At 72.8% G+C, this 22,240-nt stretch carries 1 protein-coding gene; it reads right to left on the bottom strand.

The annotated features are described in order from the left end of the window. Positions 1–31: 31 nt before the first annotated feature. Positions 32–21,988, bottom strand: a complete 21,957-nt coding sequence (locus OHT77_RS37615) for a non-ribosomal peptide synthase/polyketide synthase (RefSeq protein ID WP_328832817.1) — start codon at positions 21,986–21,988, stop codon at positions 32–34. Positions 21,989–22,240 lie beyond the last annotated feature (252 nt).

Genomic DNA, 22,240 nt, shown 5'->3' with positions numbered 1-22,240 from the left:
TCTGATGCGGACGGGGGTAAGTCGGTCTGGGTCAGGGCCTGTCGAGTACGGCCGCTCGTCGTACGACCGCCTCCAGCGCCCGGAACCAGGTGCGGGCGAGGTCCTGCACCTGTTCCTCGGTGAGGAGTTCGGCGGCGTACGCCCAGTGGGCGCTCAACTCCGGCCCCTCCGGGCGGTCTTCGGTGATGGCGTTGAGGGTCAGGGCGTGGGACATGGGCTGGCCGGGGTCTGCGTCGAGGTCGGCGGCGTCGTCCTCGGGGGCGTAGGACCAGTCGGCTGACGCCGGGCGGTCGAAGCGGCCCATGTAGTTGAACTCGATCTGCGGTGCGCCGAGTTGGGCGAGGCGCGGACCGGTCCCGGGGTTGAGGTGGCGCAGCAGCCCGTGTCCGATACCGGCGGTGGGCAGGGCGGTGAGGTGCTCGCGGACCCGGGCCAGGGCCGCGTCCAGGGCGGCTCCGTCCATGACGGTGTCCGCCAACTCGGCTGCGCCCGGGTCGAGTCGTACGGGCACGACGCTGGTGAACCAGCCGACCGTACGGGACAGGTCGGCGTCGCCCGCGAGCTGCTCCTCGCGGCCATGGCCTTCCACGTCCACCAGCACCGGACCGCCGGACTGTTCGGCGCCCAGCGTGCGGGTCCGCCAGTCGCCGACCGCCAGAGCGAACGCGGTGAGCAGTACGTCGTTGACGGTGGCGCCGAACGCGGCCGGGGCCCGGCTCAGCAGGGGGCCGGTGACGTCGGCGGGCAGGGACACGGAGACGTAGCGGGTGGTGGCGACCGTGTCCCGGGCCGGGTCGAGCGGGCGGGGGAGCGGGAGTTCGGCGCCCTTCGCGAGGGCGGAGGTCCACCACGGGAGTTCGTCCTCGGTGGCGGGGTCGGTGGCTCGGGTCCCGAGGAGCCGGGACCAGCGGGCGAACGACAGCTCCACCGGGGCGAGTTCGGGGGTACGGCCGCCCCTGACCGCCGCCCAGGCGGTGGCCAGGTCGGGGAGCAGGACGCGCCAGGAGACGCCGTCGATGACCAAGTGGTGGACCAGGATGAGGAGTCGGCCGGGCTGTCCGGGTCCGGCGTCGAACCAGACCGCCCGCACCATCGCCCCGGCGTCGGGGTCGAGCCCGGCCCGGGCCGTCTCGGCGTGGCGGGAGATGGCGGCGCGCAGTTCGGCGTCGTCCGTCCCGCGTACGTCGACGCGGGTGAGCCAGGTGCTGACGTCGATGTCCCGTGCGGCCGGTACCCGCAGCAACCACTCGGGTGCGCGGACGAGTTGGGCCCGCAGCATGTCGTGCCGGGCGGCGAGTGCCGTGAGCACGGTCAGCAGCCCGGGTTCGGTGAGGTCGGCCGGGGTCTGGACCAGGGCCGCCTGGTGGTAGGCGGCGATGGGGCCGCCGCGCTCCAGCAGGCCGCGCATGATCGGGGTGAGCGGGACGGTGCCGGTGCCGTCGTCATGGACGGCGTGCCGTTCGTCGGAGCCGAGCGAGACGGCAACGGACGCCAGGGCGGCGACGGTTCGGTGCTGGAAGACCTGCCGGGGCGTGACCCGCATGCCGGCGGCGCGGGCGCGGGCGACCAGTTGCATGGCGACGATGCTGTCGCCGCCGAAGGTGAAGAAGTCGTCGTCCGTGCCGACGGCCTCGGCGGGCAGCCCGAGGGCGTCCGCGAACAGGTCGCGCAGGGTGCGCTCGGTGTCGTTCTCCGGGGCCCGGCCGCCGCCCTGGGCGGTGAAGTCCGGGGCGGGCAGGGCGGATCGGTCCAGCTTGCCGTTGGACAGCACCGGCAGCCGGTCGAGGACGACCACGGCGGCCGGGACCATGTAGTCGGGCAGGACGGAGGCGGCATGGGCGCGGAGCGTGGCACCGTCCGTCCCGCCGGCGACCGCGTAGGCGATCAACTGCCGTACGCCGGGCCGGTGTTCGCGGGCCACGACGACGGTCTGCGCGACGGCCGGGTGGGTGTCCAACGCGGCCTCGATCTCGGCGAGTTCGATACGGTAGCCGCGGATCTTGACCTGGTCGTCGGTGCGGCCGGCGAACTCCAGCCGGCCGTCCTCGGTCCAGCGGGCCATGTCGCCCGTGCGGTACATGCGGGTGCCGGGCTGTGTGGCGTACGGGTCGGCGACGAAGCGTTCGGCGGTGAGTTCGGGCCGGCCGAGGTAACCGCGGGCAAGCCCGGGGCCGGACAGGTACAACTCCCCTGTCACGCCGGGCGGTACGGGCCGCAGGGCGGTGTCGAGGACGTAGGCGCGGGACTCGTGGACGGGGCGGCCGACGATCGGGGTGGCGCTGTCGCGGACCCGGCCGACGAGGGCGTCGACGGTGGCCTCGGTGGGGCCGTAGAGGTTGAACGCCTCGGTGTCCGACAGAGCGGCCAGCCGGGTCCACAGGGACTCGGGGACGGCCTCGCCGCCGAAGCCGACCACGGAGAGCGGGCAGTCGCCCTCGTCGCCGATCAGTCCGCTGTCCGCCATCTGCGCGAGCAGGGACGGGGTGACCTCGATGAAGTCGATGCCCCGGTCCCGGATGAACGCGGCGAGGAGTTCGGGGTCGCGGCGGGTCTCGTCGTCGGCGATGTGCAGGGCGTGTCCGTCCAGGAGCCACAACTGCGGTTGCCAGGAGGCGTCGAAGGAGAACGACCAGGCGTGCCCGACCCGCAGCCGCCGAAGTCCGGTGCGCTGCCTGGCGACTTCGTGCAGGTCGTGCCGGTGGCTGTGGAAGAGGTTGGCGATGCCTCGCTGGGTGACGACGACGCCCTTGGGGCGGCCGGTGGAGCCTGAGGTGTAGATGACGTAGGCGGGGTGGTCGGGGCCGGGGGCGACGGGTTCGGCCTCCGGGAGTCCGTCGGCCGGGGCGTCAAGTCGCAGCACTGGGACGGTCGTTGACGGCAGCATGGCGGCCGTCTCGTCCGTGGCCAGGATCAGCACCGGGCGGGCGTCGTCGAGCATGCCGGTGAGGCGGGACTCCGGGAGGTCGGGGTCCAGGGGCAGATACGCGGCGCCCGCCTTCATCACGGCGAGGATCGCGGCGATGTGATCGGCGGTACGGGGCAGCGCGAGGGCCACGATCCGCTCGGGCCCGGCACCATGTCCGGCGAGGACGCGGGCCAACCGGTCGGTGCGGGCTTCGAGTTCGGCGAACGTCCAGGTCGTACGGCCGTCGGTGACGGCGACCGCGCCGGGGTCGGCGGCGGCCTGCGCGACGAACAACTCCGGCACGGTGCCGAGCCGTTCGGTCGTGGACGCGGGCAGCGCGGTGTCGTTCCAGGTCTCCAGGACGGTGTGCCGCTCGGCGGGGGCGAGCAGGTCGAGCCGGCCGACAGGCCGGTCGGGGTCGGCCGCCATGCCGGTGAGCAGGGCGGTCAGGGCGTCCGTGATCCGTCGCACGACGGCCGGTCGGAACAGGTCGGGCCTGAACTCGGCGGTGAGGCGCAGGCGTTCGGCGGGCTCGACGGCCCAGGCGAACGGGTAGTGGGTGGAGTCCTCGTGGTCGCGGACGGTGACGCGCGGTCCGTCGCCTTCCTCGTCGTCGGCGACCGGGTAGGACTCGAACACCATGAGGGTGTCGAAGAGTTCGCCGAGTCCGGCGGTCCGCTGGATGTCGGCGAGGCCGAGGTGCTGGTGGGCGATGAGCCGGGACTGCTCGTCCTGGAGCCGGGCGAGAAGCGCGGCGGTGTTCTCCTGCGGGCGGACCCGCACCCGTACGGGGACGGTGTTGATGAACGGGCCGATCATCGCCTCGGCGCCGGGCAGTTCGGGCGAGCGTCCGGCGACGGTGGCGCCGAACACCACGTCGTCGCGGCCGGTGAGCCGGCCCAGCAGCACGCCCCACGCGGCCTGGACAAGGGTGTTGACGGTGACGCCCTGGCGACGCGCGAACGCCTCCAGCTCGGCCGTGCGGTCCGGGTCCAACTCGACGGTGTGCGTGGACGGTACGACGGCAGCGCGGTCCGGGTCGACGGGCGCGAGACGGGTCGGCTCGGCCAGTCCGCCGAGGGCCTCGGCCCACGCGGCGGTGGAGACGGCCGGGTCCTGCGCGGCCAGCAGCCGCAGATGCGCGCGGTACGGGGCGGGCGCGGCCGGGGTGCGGCCCTCGTAGCGTGCCCACAGTTCGGCGGTGAGCAGCGGCAACGACCAGCCGTCCAGCAGGAGATGCTGGTGCGAGAGGACGAGCCGGTGCCGGTCGGGACCGAGCCGGGCCAGCAACAGCCTGAGCAGCGGCGGCCGTTCGGGGTCGAAGCGGCGCCGCTCCTGGACGAGCAGGCGCTCCCACTCCTCGGGGTCGTCCGTGAGGTCGAGCTGCCGCCAGGGCAGGACGGCCGTGCGCGGTACGACGGCGACGGGCCGTCCGGAGGACAGGTGCCGGAAGCCGCTGCGCAGGTTCTCGTGCGCGTCGAGCACGGACTGCGCGGCAGTGTGCAACCGGGCGGCGTCCAGGGGGCCTTCGAGGTCGTAGGAGACCTGGACGGTGTAGACGTCCGGGCCGTCGTCACCGGAGTCGAGCGCGGCGTGGAAGAGCAGGCCGGCCTGGAGCGGGGAGACGGGCAGGACCTCGGTTCCGGCGGGCAGGGCGGCCAGGTCGGCGCGCTCGTCATTGGTGAGGTCGAGGAGGACGACGTCGTCGTCGCGGTCGCCGGTGACCGTGGTCGCGGTCACCTTGGCCAGTCCCGCCGCCGACTTGTGGCGGAAGACGTCACGCGGGCTGAAGGTGAGTCCGGCCGCGCGGGCCCGGGCGACCAGCTGCATGGCGACGATGCTGTCGCCGCCGAGGGAGAAGAAGTCGTCCTCGACACCGACGCGTTCGAGACCGAGCACGTCCGCGACGAGGACGCAGAGGGTCTCCTCCAGCGGGGTGCGCGGACGGGTGTCGGTGACCTCGGCGGCGAAATCGGGGGCGGGCAGAGCGCCGCGGTCGAGCTTGCCGTTGGGGGTGAGCGGGAGGGCGTCGAGGGTGACGACGGCGGCCGGGACCATGTGGTCGGGCAGCGACTGGGCCGCGTGGGAACGGAGTTGGGCCGGGTCCACGGTGCTCTCCGCCACGACGTACGCGACGAGCCGTTCGTCCCGGAGGACGACCGTGGCGTGCGCGACGTTCTCGTGGGTGGCCAACACACTCTCGATCTCGCCGAGTTCGATCCGGAAGCCGCGCAGCTTGATCTGGTCGTCGGCGCGGCCGAGGTACTCCAGTTCACCGGCCCGGGTCCAGCGGGCCAGGTCGCCGGTGCGGTACATGCGGGCGCCGGGCTCGGTGGCGTACGGGTCGGCGACGAAGCGTTCGGCGGTCAGGGCGGGGCGGCCCAGGTAGCCGCGCGCCAATTGGACGCCCGCCAGATACAGTTCGCCGGCCACACCGGGCGGTACGGGGCGGAGTCCGGCGTCGAGGACATAGGTGCGGGTGTTCCACACCGGGCGGCCGATCGGCACGGTGGCCGGGTCGGCGGGGATCTCGTGGGCGGTGACGTCGACGGAGGCCTCGGTCGGGCCGTAGAGGTTGTGCAGGCGGCTGCCCGGGAGGACCTGGTGGAAGCGGGCGGCCAGCGGGGCGGGCAACGCCTCGCCGCTGCACATGACGTGGAGCAGGTCGGTGCAGTGGGCGGCGTCGGGCTCGTCGAGGAAGGCGCGCAGCATCGACGGCACGAAGTGGGCCGTGGTGATCCGCTGACGCCGGATCAGTTCGGCGAGGTAGACCGGGTCCTGGTGGCCTTCCGGGCGGGCGACGACGAGCGTGGCGCCGGTGATCAGCGGCCAGAAGAATTCCCATACCGACACGTCGAACCCGGCCGGGGTCTTCTGCAGCACCCGGTCGTCGGCGTCGAGGCGGTAGGTGTCCTGCATCCACAACAGGCGGTTGGTGATGCCCTGGTGGGGGACGGAGACGCCCTTGGGGCGTCCGGTCGAACCGGAGGTGTAGATGACGTAGGCGGGGTGGCGGGGGTCGTGGGTGCTGGGGAGCGGTGCGTGCGCCGGGTGGTCGGGGGTGCCCTCCGCGTCGACAGTCAGGGTGGGTACGTCCGTCTCCGGAAGGGTGACGCCCTCGGCGGTGATCAGGCAGACCGGGCGGGCGTCGGCGAGTGTGTACGCGAGCCGGTCGGCCGGGTAGCCGGTGTCGAGGGGCAGATAGGCGGCGCCCGCGCGGTGGACCGCAAGGAGCGCCACCACGAGGGCGAGCGAACGCGGCAGCGCGACCGCGACGACCGCCTCCGCCTGTGCTCCTCGCGCGGCGAGCGTGTGGGCCAACCGCTCCACGCGCAGGTCGAGTTCGGCGTAGGTGAGGGCGGTGTCCTCGAAGACGACGGCCGGGGCGTCGGGCGTGCGGGCGACCTGGGCACGGAACAGCTCGGGCAGTGTGAGGCCGGGGATGGTCCGGGCGGTGTTGTTCCAGTCGGTGAGGACGAGGGCGCGCTCGTCGTCGCGCAGGACGTCGAGTGCGCCGATGCGGCGGTCGGGGTCCGCAGCGATCTGGGCGAGCAGCAAGTCCAGCCGCTGGGCGAGGAGTTCGGCGGTCGACTCGTCGAAGAGGTCGGCGCTGTACTCGATCCAGCACCGCATGCCGTCCTCGCCCTGCTCCACGAAGTCGAAGCTCAGGTCGAACTTGGCACCCTGCTGGCCGAGTTCCTCGCGGCGGGCGGTCAGACCGGGCAGGGCGGGCGTGGCGCCCTCGTCGTCGAGGTGGACGACCATCACCTGGAACAGCGGGTGGCGGGCCAGTGAGCGGGCCGGGTTGATCGCCTCGACCAGGCGCTCGAAGGGCAGGTCTTGGTGCTCGTAGGCGGCGAGGTCGGTGTCCCGGACGCGGGCGAGCAGGTCGGCGAACGTGGGGTCGCCGGACAGATCGGTTCGCAGGACGAGGGTGTTGACGAAGAAGCCGACCAGGTCTTCGAGGTGTTCGTCGCCGCGCCCGGAGATGGGGGCGCCGAGCGGAATGTCGTCCCCGGCGCCGAGCCGGTGCAGCAGCGCGGCGACGGCGGCCTGGGTGACCATGAACATACTGATGCCGTGGCGGCGGGCCAACGCCCGCAGTTCCCGCGTCCGTTGGGCATCGAGCGTCAGGCCGACCGCACCGCCCCGGTGACTGCTCTCCAGCGGGCGGGGCCGGTCGGTGGGCAGGGCGAGCTCGTCCGGCAGGCCCGCCAAGGCGTCCTGCCAGTAGGCGAGTTGCCGGGACTGGCGGCTGTCCGGGGCGTCGGGGTCGCCGAGCGCCTCGCGGTGCCAGAGGGCGTAGTCGGCGTACTGCACCGGCAGCGGAGCCCATGCCGGGGCCTGCCCCTCGCGGCGGGCCTCGTAGGCGGTGGCCAGGTCGCGCCACAGCGGGCCGTCGGACCACTGGTCGCCGGCGATGTGGTGCAGCACCAGCAGCAGGACGTGCTCGTCCCCGCTCACCTCGAACACATGGGCGCGCAGCGGGAGTTCACGGTCGACGTCGAAGCCGCGCGCGGCGGCCTCGGCGAGCCGGTCGGGCAGTTCGGTCTCCGTGACTCGGCTGTGGTGGAGGGGCACGGAGGCCTCGTCCAGCACGACCTGACGCGGGCGGCCGTCCTGCTCGGGGAAGACCGTGCGCAGGCTTTCGTGCCGTACGGCGAGGTCGTCGAGCGCGGCGGAGAGGGCGTCCCGGTCGAGGGTGCCGGTCAGGCGCCAGGCGGCCGGGATGTTGTACGTGGATCCCGGGCCCTCGATGCGGTGCAGCAGCCACAGGCGCTGCTGGGCGTAGGAGAGCGGGAGTTCGGCGGGGCGGTCGGTGGGGGCGAGCGCGGGCAGTCCGCCGGCCCGGTCGTCGAGGCGGGCCGCGAGCCGTGCGGGGGTGGGGGCCTCGAAGACGGTACGGACGGTGAGGTCGGCGCCGAGCACCGTGCGGACGCGGCTCACCAGTCGCATGGCGAGCAGGGAGTGGCCGCCGAGGGTGAAGAAGTCGTCGTCGGCGCCGACCAGTTCGAGGCCGAGGATGTCGCCGAAGAGTCCGGCGAGGATCTCCTCGCGGGGGCTGCGGGGCGCGCTGCCGGTGAGGGTCGTGAAGTCGGGGGCGGGCAGGGCGGCGCGGTCCAGCTTGCCGTTGGGGGTCAGGGGCAGCGCGTCGAGCGTGACGAAGACGGCGGGGACCATGTGGGCGGGCAGCGCGGCGGCGGTGTGGGCGCGGATCGACCCCGTGTCCGCCGTTCCGGTGTCCCCGGCCGGGACCACGTACGCGACGAGGCGCTGTTCCCGGACCACGACGACCGCCTGTGCGACGGCCGGGTGCGTGGTCAACGCGCCCTGGATTTCGCCGGGTTCGACGCGGAAGCCGCGTACCTTCACCTGGTCGTCGGTGCGGCCCAGGTACTCGATGGTCCCGTCGGCGTTCCAGCGGGCCAGGTCGCCCGTGCGGTACATACGGGTGCCGGGAGCGCCGTACGGATCGGCGACGAACCGCTCGGCGGTCAGGCCGGGCCGGTCGAGGTAGCCGCGCGCGAGCTGGACGCCCGCGAGGTACAACTCGCCCGGGACGCCGGCCGGTACGGGGCGCAGGCCCGCGTCGAGGACGTAGGTGCGGGTGTTCCAGACCGGGCGGCCGATCGGGACGCCGGTCGCGTCCGGTGCGATCTCGACGGCCGTGACGTCGACCGAGGCCTCGGTCGGGCCGTAGAGGTTGTGGAGTTCGGCGGTGGTCAGGACGTCGTGGAAGCGGTGGGTGAGGACGACGGGCAGGGCCTCGCCGCTGCACATCACGCGGCGCAGGCCGGTGCAGTCGGCTGCGGTCGGTTCCTCCAGGAAGAGTTGGAGCATGGAGGGCACGAAGTGGACGGTGGTGACGTCCTGTTCGCGGATCAGCCCGGCCAAGTAGGCCGGGTCGCGGTGGCCTTCGGGCCTGGCGACGACCAGGGTCGCGCCGGTGATCAGCGGCCAGAAGAACTCCCACACCGACACGTCGAAGCTGGACGGCGTCTTCTGGAGCACCCGGTCGTCGGCCGTCAGTCGGTACGCGTCCTGCATCCAGAGCAGCCGGTTGACGATGCCCCCGTGCGGGACGACGACACCCTTGGGGCGGCCGGTCGACCCGGAGGTGTAGATGACGTACGCCGGGCTCGACGGGTCGTAGGACGTGGGGAGTTGGCCCTCGGGGCCGGTCGGCAGGGTGTCGCGGATGATGTGGACCGGGCGGGCGTCCTCGACCATGAGGGCGAGGCGGTCCTCCGGGTAGTCGGGGTCGAGCGGGAGGTAGGCGGCTCCGGCGCGGTGGACGGCGAGCAGGGCGACGACGAGTTCCAGTGAGCGCGGGAGCGCTACGGCGACGGTCCGCTCGGGGCCCGCGCCGAGCGCGGCCAACACCCGTGCCGTGTGCTCGACTTGGGTGTCCAGCTCCGCGTATGTCAGCGACTGTCCCTCGAAGACGAGGGCCGTCGCGTCGGGCGTACGGGCAACCTGCGCGCGGAAGAGCTCCGGCAGGGTGGTGGCCGGGACGGGGTGCTCGGTGGCGTTCCACTCCCCCAGGACCAGGGCGCGTTCGGTGTCGGCCAGGAGGTCGAAGTCCCGCACCGCGCGGTCGGGTTCGGCTGCCGCGTGGTCCAGCAGTCGGGCCAGGTGGGCGGCGATCCGTTCGGCGGTGGACGCGTCGAAGAGGTCGGTCGCGTACTCCAGGAGCAGGACGACCCGGTCGCTTCCCGTCTCGTCGACGAAGGTGAAGTGCAGGTCGAACTTGGCCATACCGGTGTCCATGTCGAACCACTCGGTCGTGCGGCCGAGCACGTCCGGGTCGCCGTCGGGGCGGTGGTGGTAGCCGAGCATGACCTGGAAGAGGGGGTTGCGGCCGGCCACGCGCGGCGGGTTGAGTGCCTCGACGACCCGGTCGAAGGGCAGGTCCTGGTACTCGAAGGCGGCGAGGGACGACTCCCTTACCCGGCCCAGGAGTTCGCGGAAGGTCAGCTCGTCGCCGGACACATCGGTGCGCAGTACGAGCGTGTTGACGAAGAAGCCCACCAGGTCGGCGAGCGCCTCGTCGGTGCGGCCCGCGATGGGGGCGCCGAGCGGGATGTCGTCGCCCGCGCCGAGCCGGTTCAGCAGGGCGGCGGTGGCGGCCTGGAACAGCATGAACACGCTGGTGCCGGTCGCGCCGGAGAGGTCACGCAGGGCGTGGCCGGTGGCGGTGGGGAGTTCCAGGCGGACCTTGCCGCCGAGGCCGGTCGGTGCGGCGGGGCGGGGTCGGTCGGCGGGCAGGGCGAGTTCGTCGGGCAGCCCGCGCAACGCCTCTGTCCAGTGGGCGAGTTGGGCGTCGTCGGTGCGGGCGAGGAGGTCGTCCTGCCAGAGGGTGTAGTCGGCGTACTGCACCGGCAGCGGCGTCCACTCCGGCGCTCGTCCCTCGCGGCGGGCCGCGTAGGCGGTGTCGAGGTCGGCGAGGAAGGGGCGGTCGGACCACTCGTCGGTGGTGATGTGGTGCAGGACGACGGCGACGACGTGCTCGTCCGGGCCGAGCCTGAACACGTCGCACCGCAGCGGGAGTTCGGTGGTGAGGTCGAAGGGGCGGCGCTGTGCGGACTCGATCAGCGCGGGCAGTTCGTGCTCGGCACAGTCGAGGACCGTGCAGGCCACGGCCACGTCCTCGGCGGGGACGATCCGCTGGTACGGCTCGCCCTCGTGCGTCGGGAAGACCGTCCGCAGGGCCTCGTGGCGGCCGGCCACGTCGCGCAGGGCGGCGGTCAGGGCCTCGGTGTCGAGGGTGCCGTGCAGGCGGAAGACCAGCGGGAAGTTGTAGGCGACGCCGCTGCCGGTGATCTCCTCGACGAGCAACAGCCGTCGCTGGGCGGCCGACAGCGGGATGCGGTCGGGCCGTTCGGCGACCGGGGTGACCGCCGGGCGGGCCGGGCTCGCCTGCTCGACGCGGCCCGCGAGCAGCGCCGGGGTGGGGGCCTCGAAGAGGTCGCGGATGGCGAGTTCGGCGCCCAGCTCCGTGCGGGCGCGGCTGACCAGGCGGGTGGCGAGGAGTGAATGGCCGCCCAGGTAGAAGAAGTTGTCCTCGGCGCCGACTTCGGGGAGTCCCAGCACCTCGGCGAAGAGGCGGCAGAGCACCTCTTCCTGTGGTGTGCGCGGGCCGCGTCCGCCGCCGAGGGCGACGGCGGGTTCGGCGTCGGGGAGGGCGCGGACGTCGAGCTTGCCGTTGGCGTTCATGGGCAGGCCGTCGACGGTGACGAAGGCCGACGGGACCATGTAGTCGGGCAGTTCGCGGCCCAGGTCGTCCCGCAGCCGCCGCACCAGCGCGCTCGCCTCGCGGGCGGCGGTGGGGTCGTTGGCGTAGGGATGCGTGCCGCCGCCGGGCTTGAACAGGCCGCCGGTCAGGCGGAGTTCGGCGGACTTCAGGAAGACGGCGTCGTACGTGCCCTCCTGCGCGGACCAGGTGGTGAGCACCTGGTATCCGGCCTCCGTGCCGAGTTCGTGGAGGTGCTCGGGGTCGACGCCCGTCTCGGTGGTGCGGCCGTCGGGGATGCCGGTGAAGCGGAGCGCCTCCGGCTTGTCACCGCGTGGGCGTTCACCGGTCACCCCGGTCGCCGACCAACTGCCGGACAGGAGGTGGCCGATGGCCTCGGCCGACGTCCAGTCGCCGCGCAGGAGTTCGCCGATGGTGTTGCCGGTGGCCCAGTCGACGGAGGGGGCGTTGTCGAGGCGGACGTCCGGTTCGCCGGCGTAGAGGACGACGTCGTAGCGGTGGCGGGACAGTTCGTTGTGGTGGTGGGCGCGCTTGGTGCGCAGGTCGACGCCGTAGCCGAGGGTGGTGAAGTAGTCGGGGTCCACGAGGAGTTCCTTCTCCAGGCGCAGGCCGCGTTCCACCGCGCGTTCCAGGTCCGCTTCGGCGGTGCCCCGGGTGCGCTGGATCTCGGTGTGGAAGGTGCCGGCGAGCCGCAGGTTGCGGACGTCGCCGACGAACAGGGCGCCGCCTGGGGCGAGGAGTTCCATCGCGCCGTGCAGGACGGTCGTGAGGTGGTCGATGCTCGGGAAGTACTGGATGACGGAGTTGATGACGATGGTGTCGAAGTAGGCCGAGGGCAGGCCGCTGAGGTCTTCGGCCGGGCGGCAGCGCAGTTCGACCTTGGCGGCGAGCACGGGGTCGCGCCGGACCTCCTCGCCGATCTTGCGGATGACGGGGGCGGCGAAGTCGGTGGCCCAGTACGCCTCCGCCTCGGGGGCGAGGCGGGACAGCAACAGGCCGGAGCCGACGCCGATTTCGAGGATGCGGCGGGGCTTGAGGGCGCCGATGCGGGCGAGGGTCGCCTCGCGCCACTCGTGCATCTCCTCGAAGGGGATGGGCTGTCCGTCGTAGGAGCTGTCCCAGCCGTCGTACCGCTCGGTGAAGACGGCGGTGCCGATCTCCTCGTACTCGTCGGAGTAGATCTCCTGCCACTCCCCCACCTGCGCGGCCTCGGCGGCGGTGCGTTCGGCGGAGTCGGCGCCGGAGGGGACGACGTAGCCGACGAGGCGTTCGTCGCGGACGACGACGGCGGCCTGGGCGACCAACGGGTGGCGGCTGAGGGCGGTTTCGATCTCACCCGGTTCGATGCGGTAGCCGCGGATCTTCACCTGGTCGTCGGTGCGGCCGAGGAAGTCGAGGTTGCCGTCCGGGTTGCGGCGCACCAGGTCACCGGTGCGGTACATGCGTTCGCCGGGTTCGCCGAACGGGTCGGCGACGAAGCGTTCGGCTGTCAGCGCGGGTCGGTCCAAGTAGCCGCGGGCCAGGCCGATTCCGGCGATGTACAGCTCGCCGGGGACACCCTCGGGCACCGGGCGAAGCCAGGCGTCGAGGATGTGGGCACGGGTGCCGCGGATGGGCTTGCCGACGGTCGGGGTGTCGCTGTCGAGGGTGCCGCCGCCGAGGGTGTTGATGGTGTACTCGGTCGGCCCGTACAGGTTGTAGCCGTACGTCCCCTCGGTGTCGCGCAGCGCCGTCCACACGGTCTCGGGGACGGCCTCGCCGCCGAGCAGGACGAGCGGCGGGACATGGCCCTCCAACAGGCCCTGCTCGATGAGGAGTCGGGCGTAGGTGGGGGTGACGTTGACGACGTCGACGCGGTGGCGTTCGCAGTAGGCGACCAGCGCCTCGGCGTCACGCCGCAACTCCTCGTCGCAGACGTGCACTTCGTGGCCCTCGACGAGCCACAGCAGCTCTTCCCACGACATGTCGAAGGCGAAGGACACGGTGTGCGCGATCCGCAGGCGCCGCCCGCCCGCGGAGGCGATGGCGGGCTCGAAGATCTCCTTCTGGTGGTTCAACTGCATGTTCGTCAGGCCCCGGTAGGGGGTGACGACACCCTTGGGGCGGCCGGTGGAACCGGAGGTGTAGATGACGTAGGCAGGGTGCTCCAGGCTGAAGCGGAGCCGAACCGGAGCGTCCGACAGGGCCGCCAACTCCCCCTTGACCTCCGGGGTGTCGAGCAGGACGCGGTCCATCTCGCCGTCCAGCGTGGCCGATACGGCCGAGGTGCTGAGCAGGAGCAGTGGGCGGGCGTCGGCCAGCATCAGGGAGAGGCGGTCGGCCGGGTGGTCCAACTCCAGCGGGAGGTAGGCCGATCCGGTGCGCAGGACCGCGAAGAGGGCGACCACCATGTCGAGCGAGCGCGGCAGGCCGAGGGCGACGACCTGCTCGGGACCCGCACCACGCTCGATCAGCAGACGGGCCAACCGGTTGACGGCGGCGCCGAGTTCGACGTATGTCATGCTGCGCTCGCCGAAGACGAGGGCGCGTTCGTCCGGGGTGCGTTCCGCCTGCGCGGCCAGCAGGTCGGCGATGGTGTCCTCGGGGTCGGGGACACGGCTGGCCGCCGACTCCCGTCGTAGTGCCGCGTGTTCGGCGGGCAGGAGCGGGTCGAGGGAGCCGACCGGGGCCGTGAGGTCGGCGGTGAGGCGGTCGACAAGGAGCGCGAAGCGGTCGAGGAGGGCCTGCGCCTGGTCGGTCGGGACGAGGTCGGGGCGGTGGGTGAGGGTGACGGCGATCTCGCGGCCCGGGGTGATGACGAGGTTGGCCGGGTAGTGGGTGGCGTCCACGTTGGCGACGGCCGTGGCGCCGTGCCGGGTCCTCAGGTCCGCCAACCGCTCCTCGGTGTCGTTGTTCCGCAGCACGAACAGCGTGTCGAAGAGCTTGCGGTGGCCGGTCTCGGCCTGGAGCACGCCGAGGCTCAGGTGCTCGTAGGGCATGAGGTCGAGGCGTTCGCCCTGGATGCGGCGGAGCAGGTCGAGGACCGGTTCGGCGGGGTCGAGGGCGATGCGGGTCGGGACGGTGTTGAGGAACAGGCCGATGATGTTGCCGACGTCCGGGACCTCACTGGGCCGCCCGGCGACGGTCGTGCCGAACACGACGTCGGCGCGACCGGTCGCGGAGGCGAGGGTGAGTCCCCAGGCCGCGTTCAGAAGGGTGTTGAGGGTCAGGCCGTGGGCCCGGGCCAACTCGCGCAGCCGGTCGCTCAGTTCGGCGGCGAGGAGTACGTCGAGCTGGTCGGGGATGACCGGTTCGAGGCCGTCGGTGGCGGTGGGCGCGAGCAGCGTCGGCTCGTCGAGACCGGCCAGCGCGGTGCGCCAGGCGGCCGTGGCGGCCGAGTCGTCCTGCTCCTCGAGCCAGGTCAGGTAGTCGCGGTAACTGCCGGGCGCGGGCAGGGCGTTGGCGTCGCCGCCCGACTCGTAGAGCGCGAACAGCTCGTCGAGGAACAGCCACGCCGACCAGCCGTCCCAGAGGATCAGGTGGCGGCCGATGACGAGACGGTCGCCGCGTTCGGCGCCCAGACGCAGGAGCAGCAGACGGAAGAGCGGGGGTGCGGACAGGTCGAAGCGGCGGTTGCGCTCTGCGTCCGTCAACTCCCTCAGGAGTACGTCCTGTTCGACGGCAGGAAGGAGGGAGAGGTCGACCTCTTCGAGGGGGATCTCCGGGTCCTCGACGATGAACTGCACCGGCTGGTCGAGGCCGTCGCTGGTGAAGCCCGCGCGCAGGCCGGGGTTCCGGTCGAGCAGGGTACGGACGGCTGCGCGCAGCCGGGTGGTGTCGAGGCGGGTCGCGAAGTCGAAGGTCTCGTGGACGGTGTAGACGTCCAACGCGCCCTCGTCATAGGCCGAGTGGAAGAACAGGCCCTCCTGGAGCGGGGCCAGCGGCCAGACGTCGGCGACCTCCGCCGGGGCGGCGACGGAACGGACGCGGGTGTGCTCGGCCTCCGTGAGGGTGAACGCCTCAACGTGGTTGCTCGGAGCGGCCGTTGCGGTACCGGCGGCCGTCGCGAGGGCGGCCGGGGTGCGGTGGGTGAACACGTCGCGCGGGCTCAGCTCCAGACCCGCCGCGCGGGCACGGCTCGCGACACCGATCGAGCTGATGCTGTCGCCGCCGAGCCGGAAGAAGTCGTCGTCGGGGCCGGCGTCCTCGATGCCGAGGACGGCCGCGAAGATCTCGGTGAGCTGCTGCTCCAACGGCCCCGCGGGCGCCCGGCGTTCGGCGCGTTCGGCCCGTTCGGCCTCGGGTGCGGGCAGCGCGGACTGGTCGAGCTTGCCGCTCGGGGTGAGCGGGAGGTCGGCGAGGACGACGTACGCCTCGGGGACCAGGGGCGCGGGCAGCACGTCCGCGAGGGCGGCGCGCAGGTGGGCCGGGTCGAGCGTGGCGCCGGATGCCGGCACCGCGTAGGCGACGAGTCGCTGGTCGCGGATGACCACGGCGCCCCGGGCCACGGCGGGGAGGCGGGTCAACTCGGCTTCGATCTCGCCGAGTTCGACCCGGTTGCCGCGGAGTTTGACCTGCCGGTCGGTGCGGCCGAGGTAGTCGATCGTGCCGTCGGTGCGGCGGCGCACCAGGTCGCCGGTGCGGTACATGCGGGCGCCGGGCTCGGCGGCGTAGGGGTCGGCGACGAAGCGGTCGGCGGTGAGCGCGGGGCGTCGGTGGTAGCCGCGGGCCAGCTGGACGCCGGTCAGGTACAGCTCGCCGGGGACACCGTCCGGCACCGGGCGCAGGCACGAATCGAGCACGCGCAGGCCGGTGTTCCACACGGGTCGGCCGATGGGCACGGTGGTGCCGGGCTCGCCGTCGTAGGCGTGGTACGTCACGTCGACGGCGGCCTCGGTGGGGCCGTAGAGGTTGTGCAGCGGGACGCCGGTCAGCTCGTGCCAGCGGTGCGCGGCCGACCCGGACAGGGCCTCGCCGCTGCTGAAGACGCGGCACAGGCTGCCCGCCCAGGCGGGGTCGGCGGTGACCTCGTCGGAGGCGAGGAACGCCTCCAGCATCGAGGGCACGAAGTGCATCGTCGTGATGCCTTCGGACCGGATCAGGCGGGACAGGTAGGCGGGGTCGCGGTGTCCGTCGGGGGCGGCGAGGACGACGGCGGCTCCCTCGCGCAGGGCCCAGAAGAACTCCCAGACGCTCACGTCGAAGCTGGACGGGGTCTTCTGCAACACCCGGTCTTCGGGGGTGAGTTCGTAGGCGCCCTGCATCCAGGCCAGTCGGTTGCCGATGGCTCGGTGGGTGACGACGACGCCCTTGGGGCGGCCGGTGGAGCCGGAGGTGTAGATGAGGTAGGCGGGGTCGTCGGGGCGGGCGGGGTCCGGGAGTTGGGCGGACGGGACGGCCGGGGCGGCCTCGCCCCCCGGGTCCGTCACCGGGGAAGCGGCGTCCACCTGCACCACGGCCAGGCCCTCGACCGACGGCAGCCGGTGCGCGTCCCGTTCCGTCGTGACGACCGTCGTCGCCCCCGAGTCGGCCAGCATGTACGCGAGCCGGTCGGCCGGATAGTCCAGGTCGAGGGGCAGGTACGCGGCCCCCGACTTCAGAACACCCAGCAGCGCCACCACCAGCTCCGCCGAGCGGGGGACGGCGACGGCGACGAACCGCTCCCGTCCGGCTCCCTCGGCCCGCAGTCTCGCGGCCAACTCCACAGCTCGTGCGTCCAGTTCAGCGTAGGTGAGCGTCGTCGTACCGTCGAAGACGACAGCCGTCGCGTGCGGAGTACGCGCGACCTGCGCGGCGAACGCGGCGGCGAGCGTGGTCGCCGGAACCGGCCGGGCCTCCCCCGCCGGATGCGCGTCCGCCAATTCCTCCGGAGTCAGCAGGTCGAGGTCCGCGACGCGGGCGCCGGGGTCGTCGGCCAGCGCGTGCAGGATCAAGGTCAGACGGTCGGCGAGGGACTGCACGGCGTCGGCGTCCAGGCGGCGGGCGTGGTGCTTGAGGCGCAGGTCGAGGCGGCGGCCGGGCTTGACGATGAGGGCCAGCGGATAGTGCACGGCGTCGTGGAACGCGTGCCGGGCGACCGCGACCGTGCCGCTGGGGTCGGTGATGCCCGGGGCGCCTTCGCCACCGGGGTAGTTCTCGAACACCACGAGTGTGTCGAAGAGTTCGCCGTCGCCCGCGTGCCCGGTGGCGCGCTGGATGTCGGCGAGGCCGAGGTGCTGGTGGTCGAGCAGCGTGCTCTGCTCCTCCTGGAGCCGGTCGAGCAGCGCACCCAGGGTGTCGCCCGGAGCCCAACGCAGCCGGGTGGGCAGGGTGTTGATGAACAGGCCGATCATCGACTCGATGCCGTCGACGGCGGCGTCTCGTCCGGCGACCGTGGTGCCGAACAGCACGTCCTCGCGGCCCGTCATCCGGCCGACGAGCAGACCCCACGCGCCCTGCACGAGCGTGCCGAGGGTGACTCCGCGTTCACGGGCGCGGGCGGCCAGCCGTGAGGTTTGCCGCTCGCTCAACTCGACGCGGATCTGGGCGGGTTCCACCGGTCCTGCGGGTGCCGGGGCGTCGACGAGTCGGGTGGGCTCGTCGACTCCGGCGAGCGCGGTGCGCCAAGCCTCCCGGGCGGCCTCGCGGTCGGCGCCGGCGATGCGGCGGAGGTAGTTGCGGTACGGGGCGACTTCAGGGAGGGGCGTCGGGTTCTCGCCGTAGAGGGCGAGGAGTTCGCGGTGCAGGACCGGCAGGGACCAGCCGTCCGCGACGATGTGATGGAAGGTCAGGACGAGTCGGCTGCGGTCCTCGCGGAAGCGGATGAGCGCGCAGCGGATCAGGGGCGGGCGGGCGAGGTCGAAGCGATGGGCGCGTTCCTCGGCGGCGACGGCCTCGGCGAGGGCGCGGCGGGCCGCGGTGTCGTCCTCTGCCGCCAAGTCGACCTCGCGCCACGGCAGTTCGAGACCGGTGGCGATGAGCTGGACGGGGCGGCCGTCGGGTGTCTGGCGGAAGCAGGCGCGCAGCGGGGCATGCCGGTCGATGAGGCGCTGGGCGGCTTCGCGGAGGAGTGTGCCGTCGACGGGTCCGGACAGTTCGATGACCTGCTGGACGACGTACGCGTCGAGTTCGGCGCCGTCGACGAGGGCGTGGAAGAAGAAGCCTTCCTGGAGCGGGCCGAGGGGCAGCACCTCCTCGACCGTGACCGGGAACTCGCCCTGTACGAAGGCGAGTTCGTCGTCACTCAGGGTCTGCCACGGGGTGGTGTCGGCATCGTCGGTGGTCCCGATGCGGGCGACCGTGGCGAGTTCGGCGACCGTGCGGTGGCGGAAGACGTCGCGCGGGGTGAGTTCCAGGCCTGCGCGGCGGGCCAGGATGAGGAGTTGGACGGCGACGATGCTGTCGCCGCCGAGGGCGAAGAAGTCGTCGTCGACGCCGACCGAGGGCACCTTGAGTGCGCGTGCGTACAGGTCGCACAGCAGCTGCTCGCGGGCCGTCTCGGGTGCGCGGCCCGCACTGAGCCGGCTGGTGAGGTCGGGGACGGGCAGCGCGGCGGCGTCGAGCTTGCCGCTGGGGGTGACGGGCAGCCGGTCCAGCGGGACGAAGGCGGCCGGGACCATGTAGTCGGGCAGGTACTCGGTGGCGTGGGTCCGCAGGGTCGACATCAGGGCGTTGACGTTGCGGAAGGGCGCGGGGCTGTTGGTGAGCGGGTGGCTGCCGCCCGGGCGGTAGCGGACGAGCAACCGCCCGTCGCCCTCGAGCGCGAGCGCGCCGTCCCCTTCGCCTTCGTCAGGCGCGAACACGGCGTCCAGGCTGCCGTCCTCCGCTCCCCCGTTCCAGGTCAGCGCCGCCTCGTAGCCGTGCCGCGCGGCGATCTCGTGCAGGGTCTCGGGATCCACGCCGTACGGTCCGGCGGCCGGCCTGCTGCTGTCGTCGAGGGTGTCGAGGGCTGCGAGGTCGTCGGCGAGACGGGAGTTGGGGATGCCGGTGATCCGCAGCAAGTCCCGGTTCCCGGCGAGCAGTTCGTCCAGTGCCTGGACCGAACCGACCGTGGGCCAGGGCGACTCGGCGACCTCTTCGGCGGTGTCCGTCTGCGTCTCCGCGCGGAGGACGACGTCGTAGCGGTAGCGGGTGAGTTCGTTGTGGTGGGTGCCGCGCTTGACGCGGATGTCGGCGCTGAGGCCGTCGAGGGTGGTGAAGTAGTCGGGGTCGACGAGGAGTTCGCCCTCCCAGGCGACGGCCCGGTCCACGGCGGCGCGCAGGGCTTCCTTGTCGTCGTCCGCCGCGTCCCGTGCCCGTCCGCTCTCGACGGCCGCGCTGAGCGTGCGGAGCAGACGCAGGTTGCGTACGTCGCCGACGAACAGCGCGCCACCGGGGGCGAGGAGAGCCGCCGCGTTCTGGAGGACGCCGGTGAGGTAGTCGCCTCCGGGGAAGTACTGGATGACGGAGTTCACGACGATGGTGTCGAAGTGGCCCTCGGGCAGTCCGGTGAGGTCGTGCGCGGGGCGGGCCAACAGGGTGACCCGGTCGGCGAGTTCGGGGACGGCGGACACCTGGGCGTCGAGGGCGCGTACGGCTTCCTCGGAGAGGTCGGTGCCCCAGTACTCGGCGCAGTCCGGGGCCAGCCGGGACAGCAACAGGCCGGAGCCGACGCCGATTTCCAGGATGCGCCGGGGCCGTAGCGTGCGGATGCGGTCGACGGTGGCCTCGCGCCACTCGCGCATGTCGGCGAGCGGGATGGGCAGTCCGTCGTACATGCTGTTCCAGCCCGCGAAGTTCTCCTCGAAGCCGTCCGATCCGGCGGCGGAGTACAGGAGTTCGTGGAGGTCCTTCCACTCCGCCACCCCCTCGTCCGGGGTCGCCTCGGCGTCCAGGGAGGGCACGACGTAGGCGGCGAGGCGGCGTTCGCCGGGGCGGTCCTCGCGGACGACGACGGCGGCCTGGTCGACGGACGGGTGGGAGCGCAGGACGGACTCGATCTCGCCGGGTTCGATGCGGAAGCCGCGGATCTTGACCTGCGTGTCGACGCGGCCGTGGAATTCCAGCCGACCGTCCGCCTTCCAGCGCACCAAGTCGCCGGTGCGGTAGAGGCGTTCGCCGGGCGCGCCGAAGGGGTCGGCGACGAAGCGTTCTGCGGTGAGGGCGGGGCGGCCGAGGTAGCCGCGGGCAAGTCCTGCGCCGCCGAGGTAGAGCTCTCCCGTGACTCCGGCGGGGACGGGGCGCAGGCGGTCGTCGAGGACGTAGGCGCGGGTGCCGGGGTCGGGGACGCCGATGGGCACGATGGTGCCGGGCGGGGTGTCCGGGTCACAGAGGCCGAGGGTGGAGTTGGTGGTGGCCTCGGTCGGGCCGTAGGCGTTGAACATCATGCGGCTGCGGGCGTAGCGGCCGACCAGCTCGGGTGAGACGCGTTCCGTGCCCGCCAGGAGGGTTGCCTCGGGCGGGAGTTGGACGTTCTCGGGCATGGCGGCGAGGAGCGCGGGCGGCAGGATCATGAAGGTGATGCCGTGCTCGTTCGCGTAGTCCGCGAGCGGGGCGCCGGGGACACGGCGGTCGGCGGGGACGACGACCAGGCGGCCGCCGGACAGGAGGCCGAGGCACAGGTCCCAGAACGCGACGTCGAAGCTGGGCGAGGCGAACTGCAGGACCCGGCTGTGCGGGCCGATGCCGAAGCGTTCCTGCTGGGTGGCGACGAGTTTCGCGACGCCCGCGTGGGACAGGACGGTGCCCTTGGGGCGGCCGGTGGAACCGGAGGTGTAGATGACGTAGGCCGCGTGGGCGGTCGTCAACTCGTCGGCGGTGGAAGGGCCTTGGGCCGGGTACGCGGCCAGCTCGGCGACCGTCTGCGGGGCGTCGAGCACCAGCGGATCGAGGTCGGGCGGGAGGTCGGGGGCGATCTCGGCGGTGGTGACGAGGCAGACCGGGCGGGCGTCGGCGAGCATGTAGGCGATGCGGTCGGCCGGGTAGTCGGTGTCGACCGGGAGATAGGCGGCGCCCGACTTCAGGACGGCGACCTCGGCGACGATCATGTCGGCCGAGCGCGGCACGGCGAGGGCGACGACCTGCTCGGGCCCGGCGCCCCGGGCGACCAGGGCGTGCGCCAACTTCGAGGCGCGGGCGTCGAGTTCGGCGTAGGTGAGGCGGACGTCCTCGTGGATGAGGGCGGTCTCGTCCGGGCGGGCGGCGACCTGGTCGGCGAACATGCGCGGCCAGGTGAGCGCGGGCACGTCGTGCCCGGTGTCGTTCCAGCCGTGCAGGATGCGGTGCCGTTCGTCCACACCAAGGAGTTCGAGGTCGGCGACCGGGGTGTCCGGGCGGGCGACGGCGTCGGCGAGGAGGGTGGCGTAGTGGCCGAGGATCAGGTCGACGGTGGCCGGCGAGAAGAGGTCGGCGCGGTAGTCGGCGGCCACCTCTCCTTCGGTCACGGTGAGTGCCAGGTCCAGGGGGCCGGTCGCGTCCCAGGGGTCGGTGCCGAAGCCGGTGGCGCACAACAGGCCGCCGCCCCGGAGGGGTTCGGGGGCGAGCAGCCCTAGCAGCTCTGCGGTCGGCAGGTGGTGGGCTACCGCTTCCTCGCGAACGGCCGTGATCCGGTCGCGGAGTTGGGCGAACGGGGTGTCGCCGTCGATCGTGACGCGGAGCGGGAGGCCTTCGTGGGCGACCGCGGTCTCGGTGGCCGTGGTGCCGCCGTAGCGGTGCAACAGGGCGATGAAGGCGGTGAGTCGGGTGCCCTCGTCGGCCGTGACGGCGAGGGGGGCCGCGCGGTGTGCGCGGGACACCTCGGCGTCGCCGCGTGGCGGACGCGGGAAGTCCAGCGGCAGGGACGTCTCCGGTACCGGTGACGCGAACCGCCGTCGCCAGAAGTCGTTCGTCGCCATTGCCCGTGCGGAAGAAAGCGTGTTGCCCGCCACAGCTGCCCGTGCCTCCCCATGCGTGCGGAACGGCTCAGCGGAGCCGCGACCGCTCGCATAGTAAGGTAAGCATTGCCTTACTTGATAGACCTCCCCCGGAACCACCGGCCCATGTCACAGCCACTGAGGTTATGCTCACCTAAGCTGCTGGCCCGGGCTGCCCGGTGGTCCGCCAACAGGGCTCCAGAGCACGGAAGATGACCCGGAACACGACATGGA

This window comes from Streptomyces sp. NBC_00252, assembly GCF_036187565.1.
Taxonomy (GTDB): Bacteria; Actinomycetota; Actinomycetes; order Streptomycetales; family Streptomycetaceae; genus Streptomyces.
Note: the sequence above shows the minus strand (reverse complement) of the source record. Positions and strands in the feature narration are given on the sequence as shown.

Coding starts and splice junctions, on each gene's coding strand:
- OHT77_RS37615 (WP_328832817.1), bottom strand. CDS start 21,988: ATGGCGACGAACGACTTCTGGCGACGGCGGTTCGCGTCACCGGTACCG.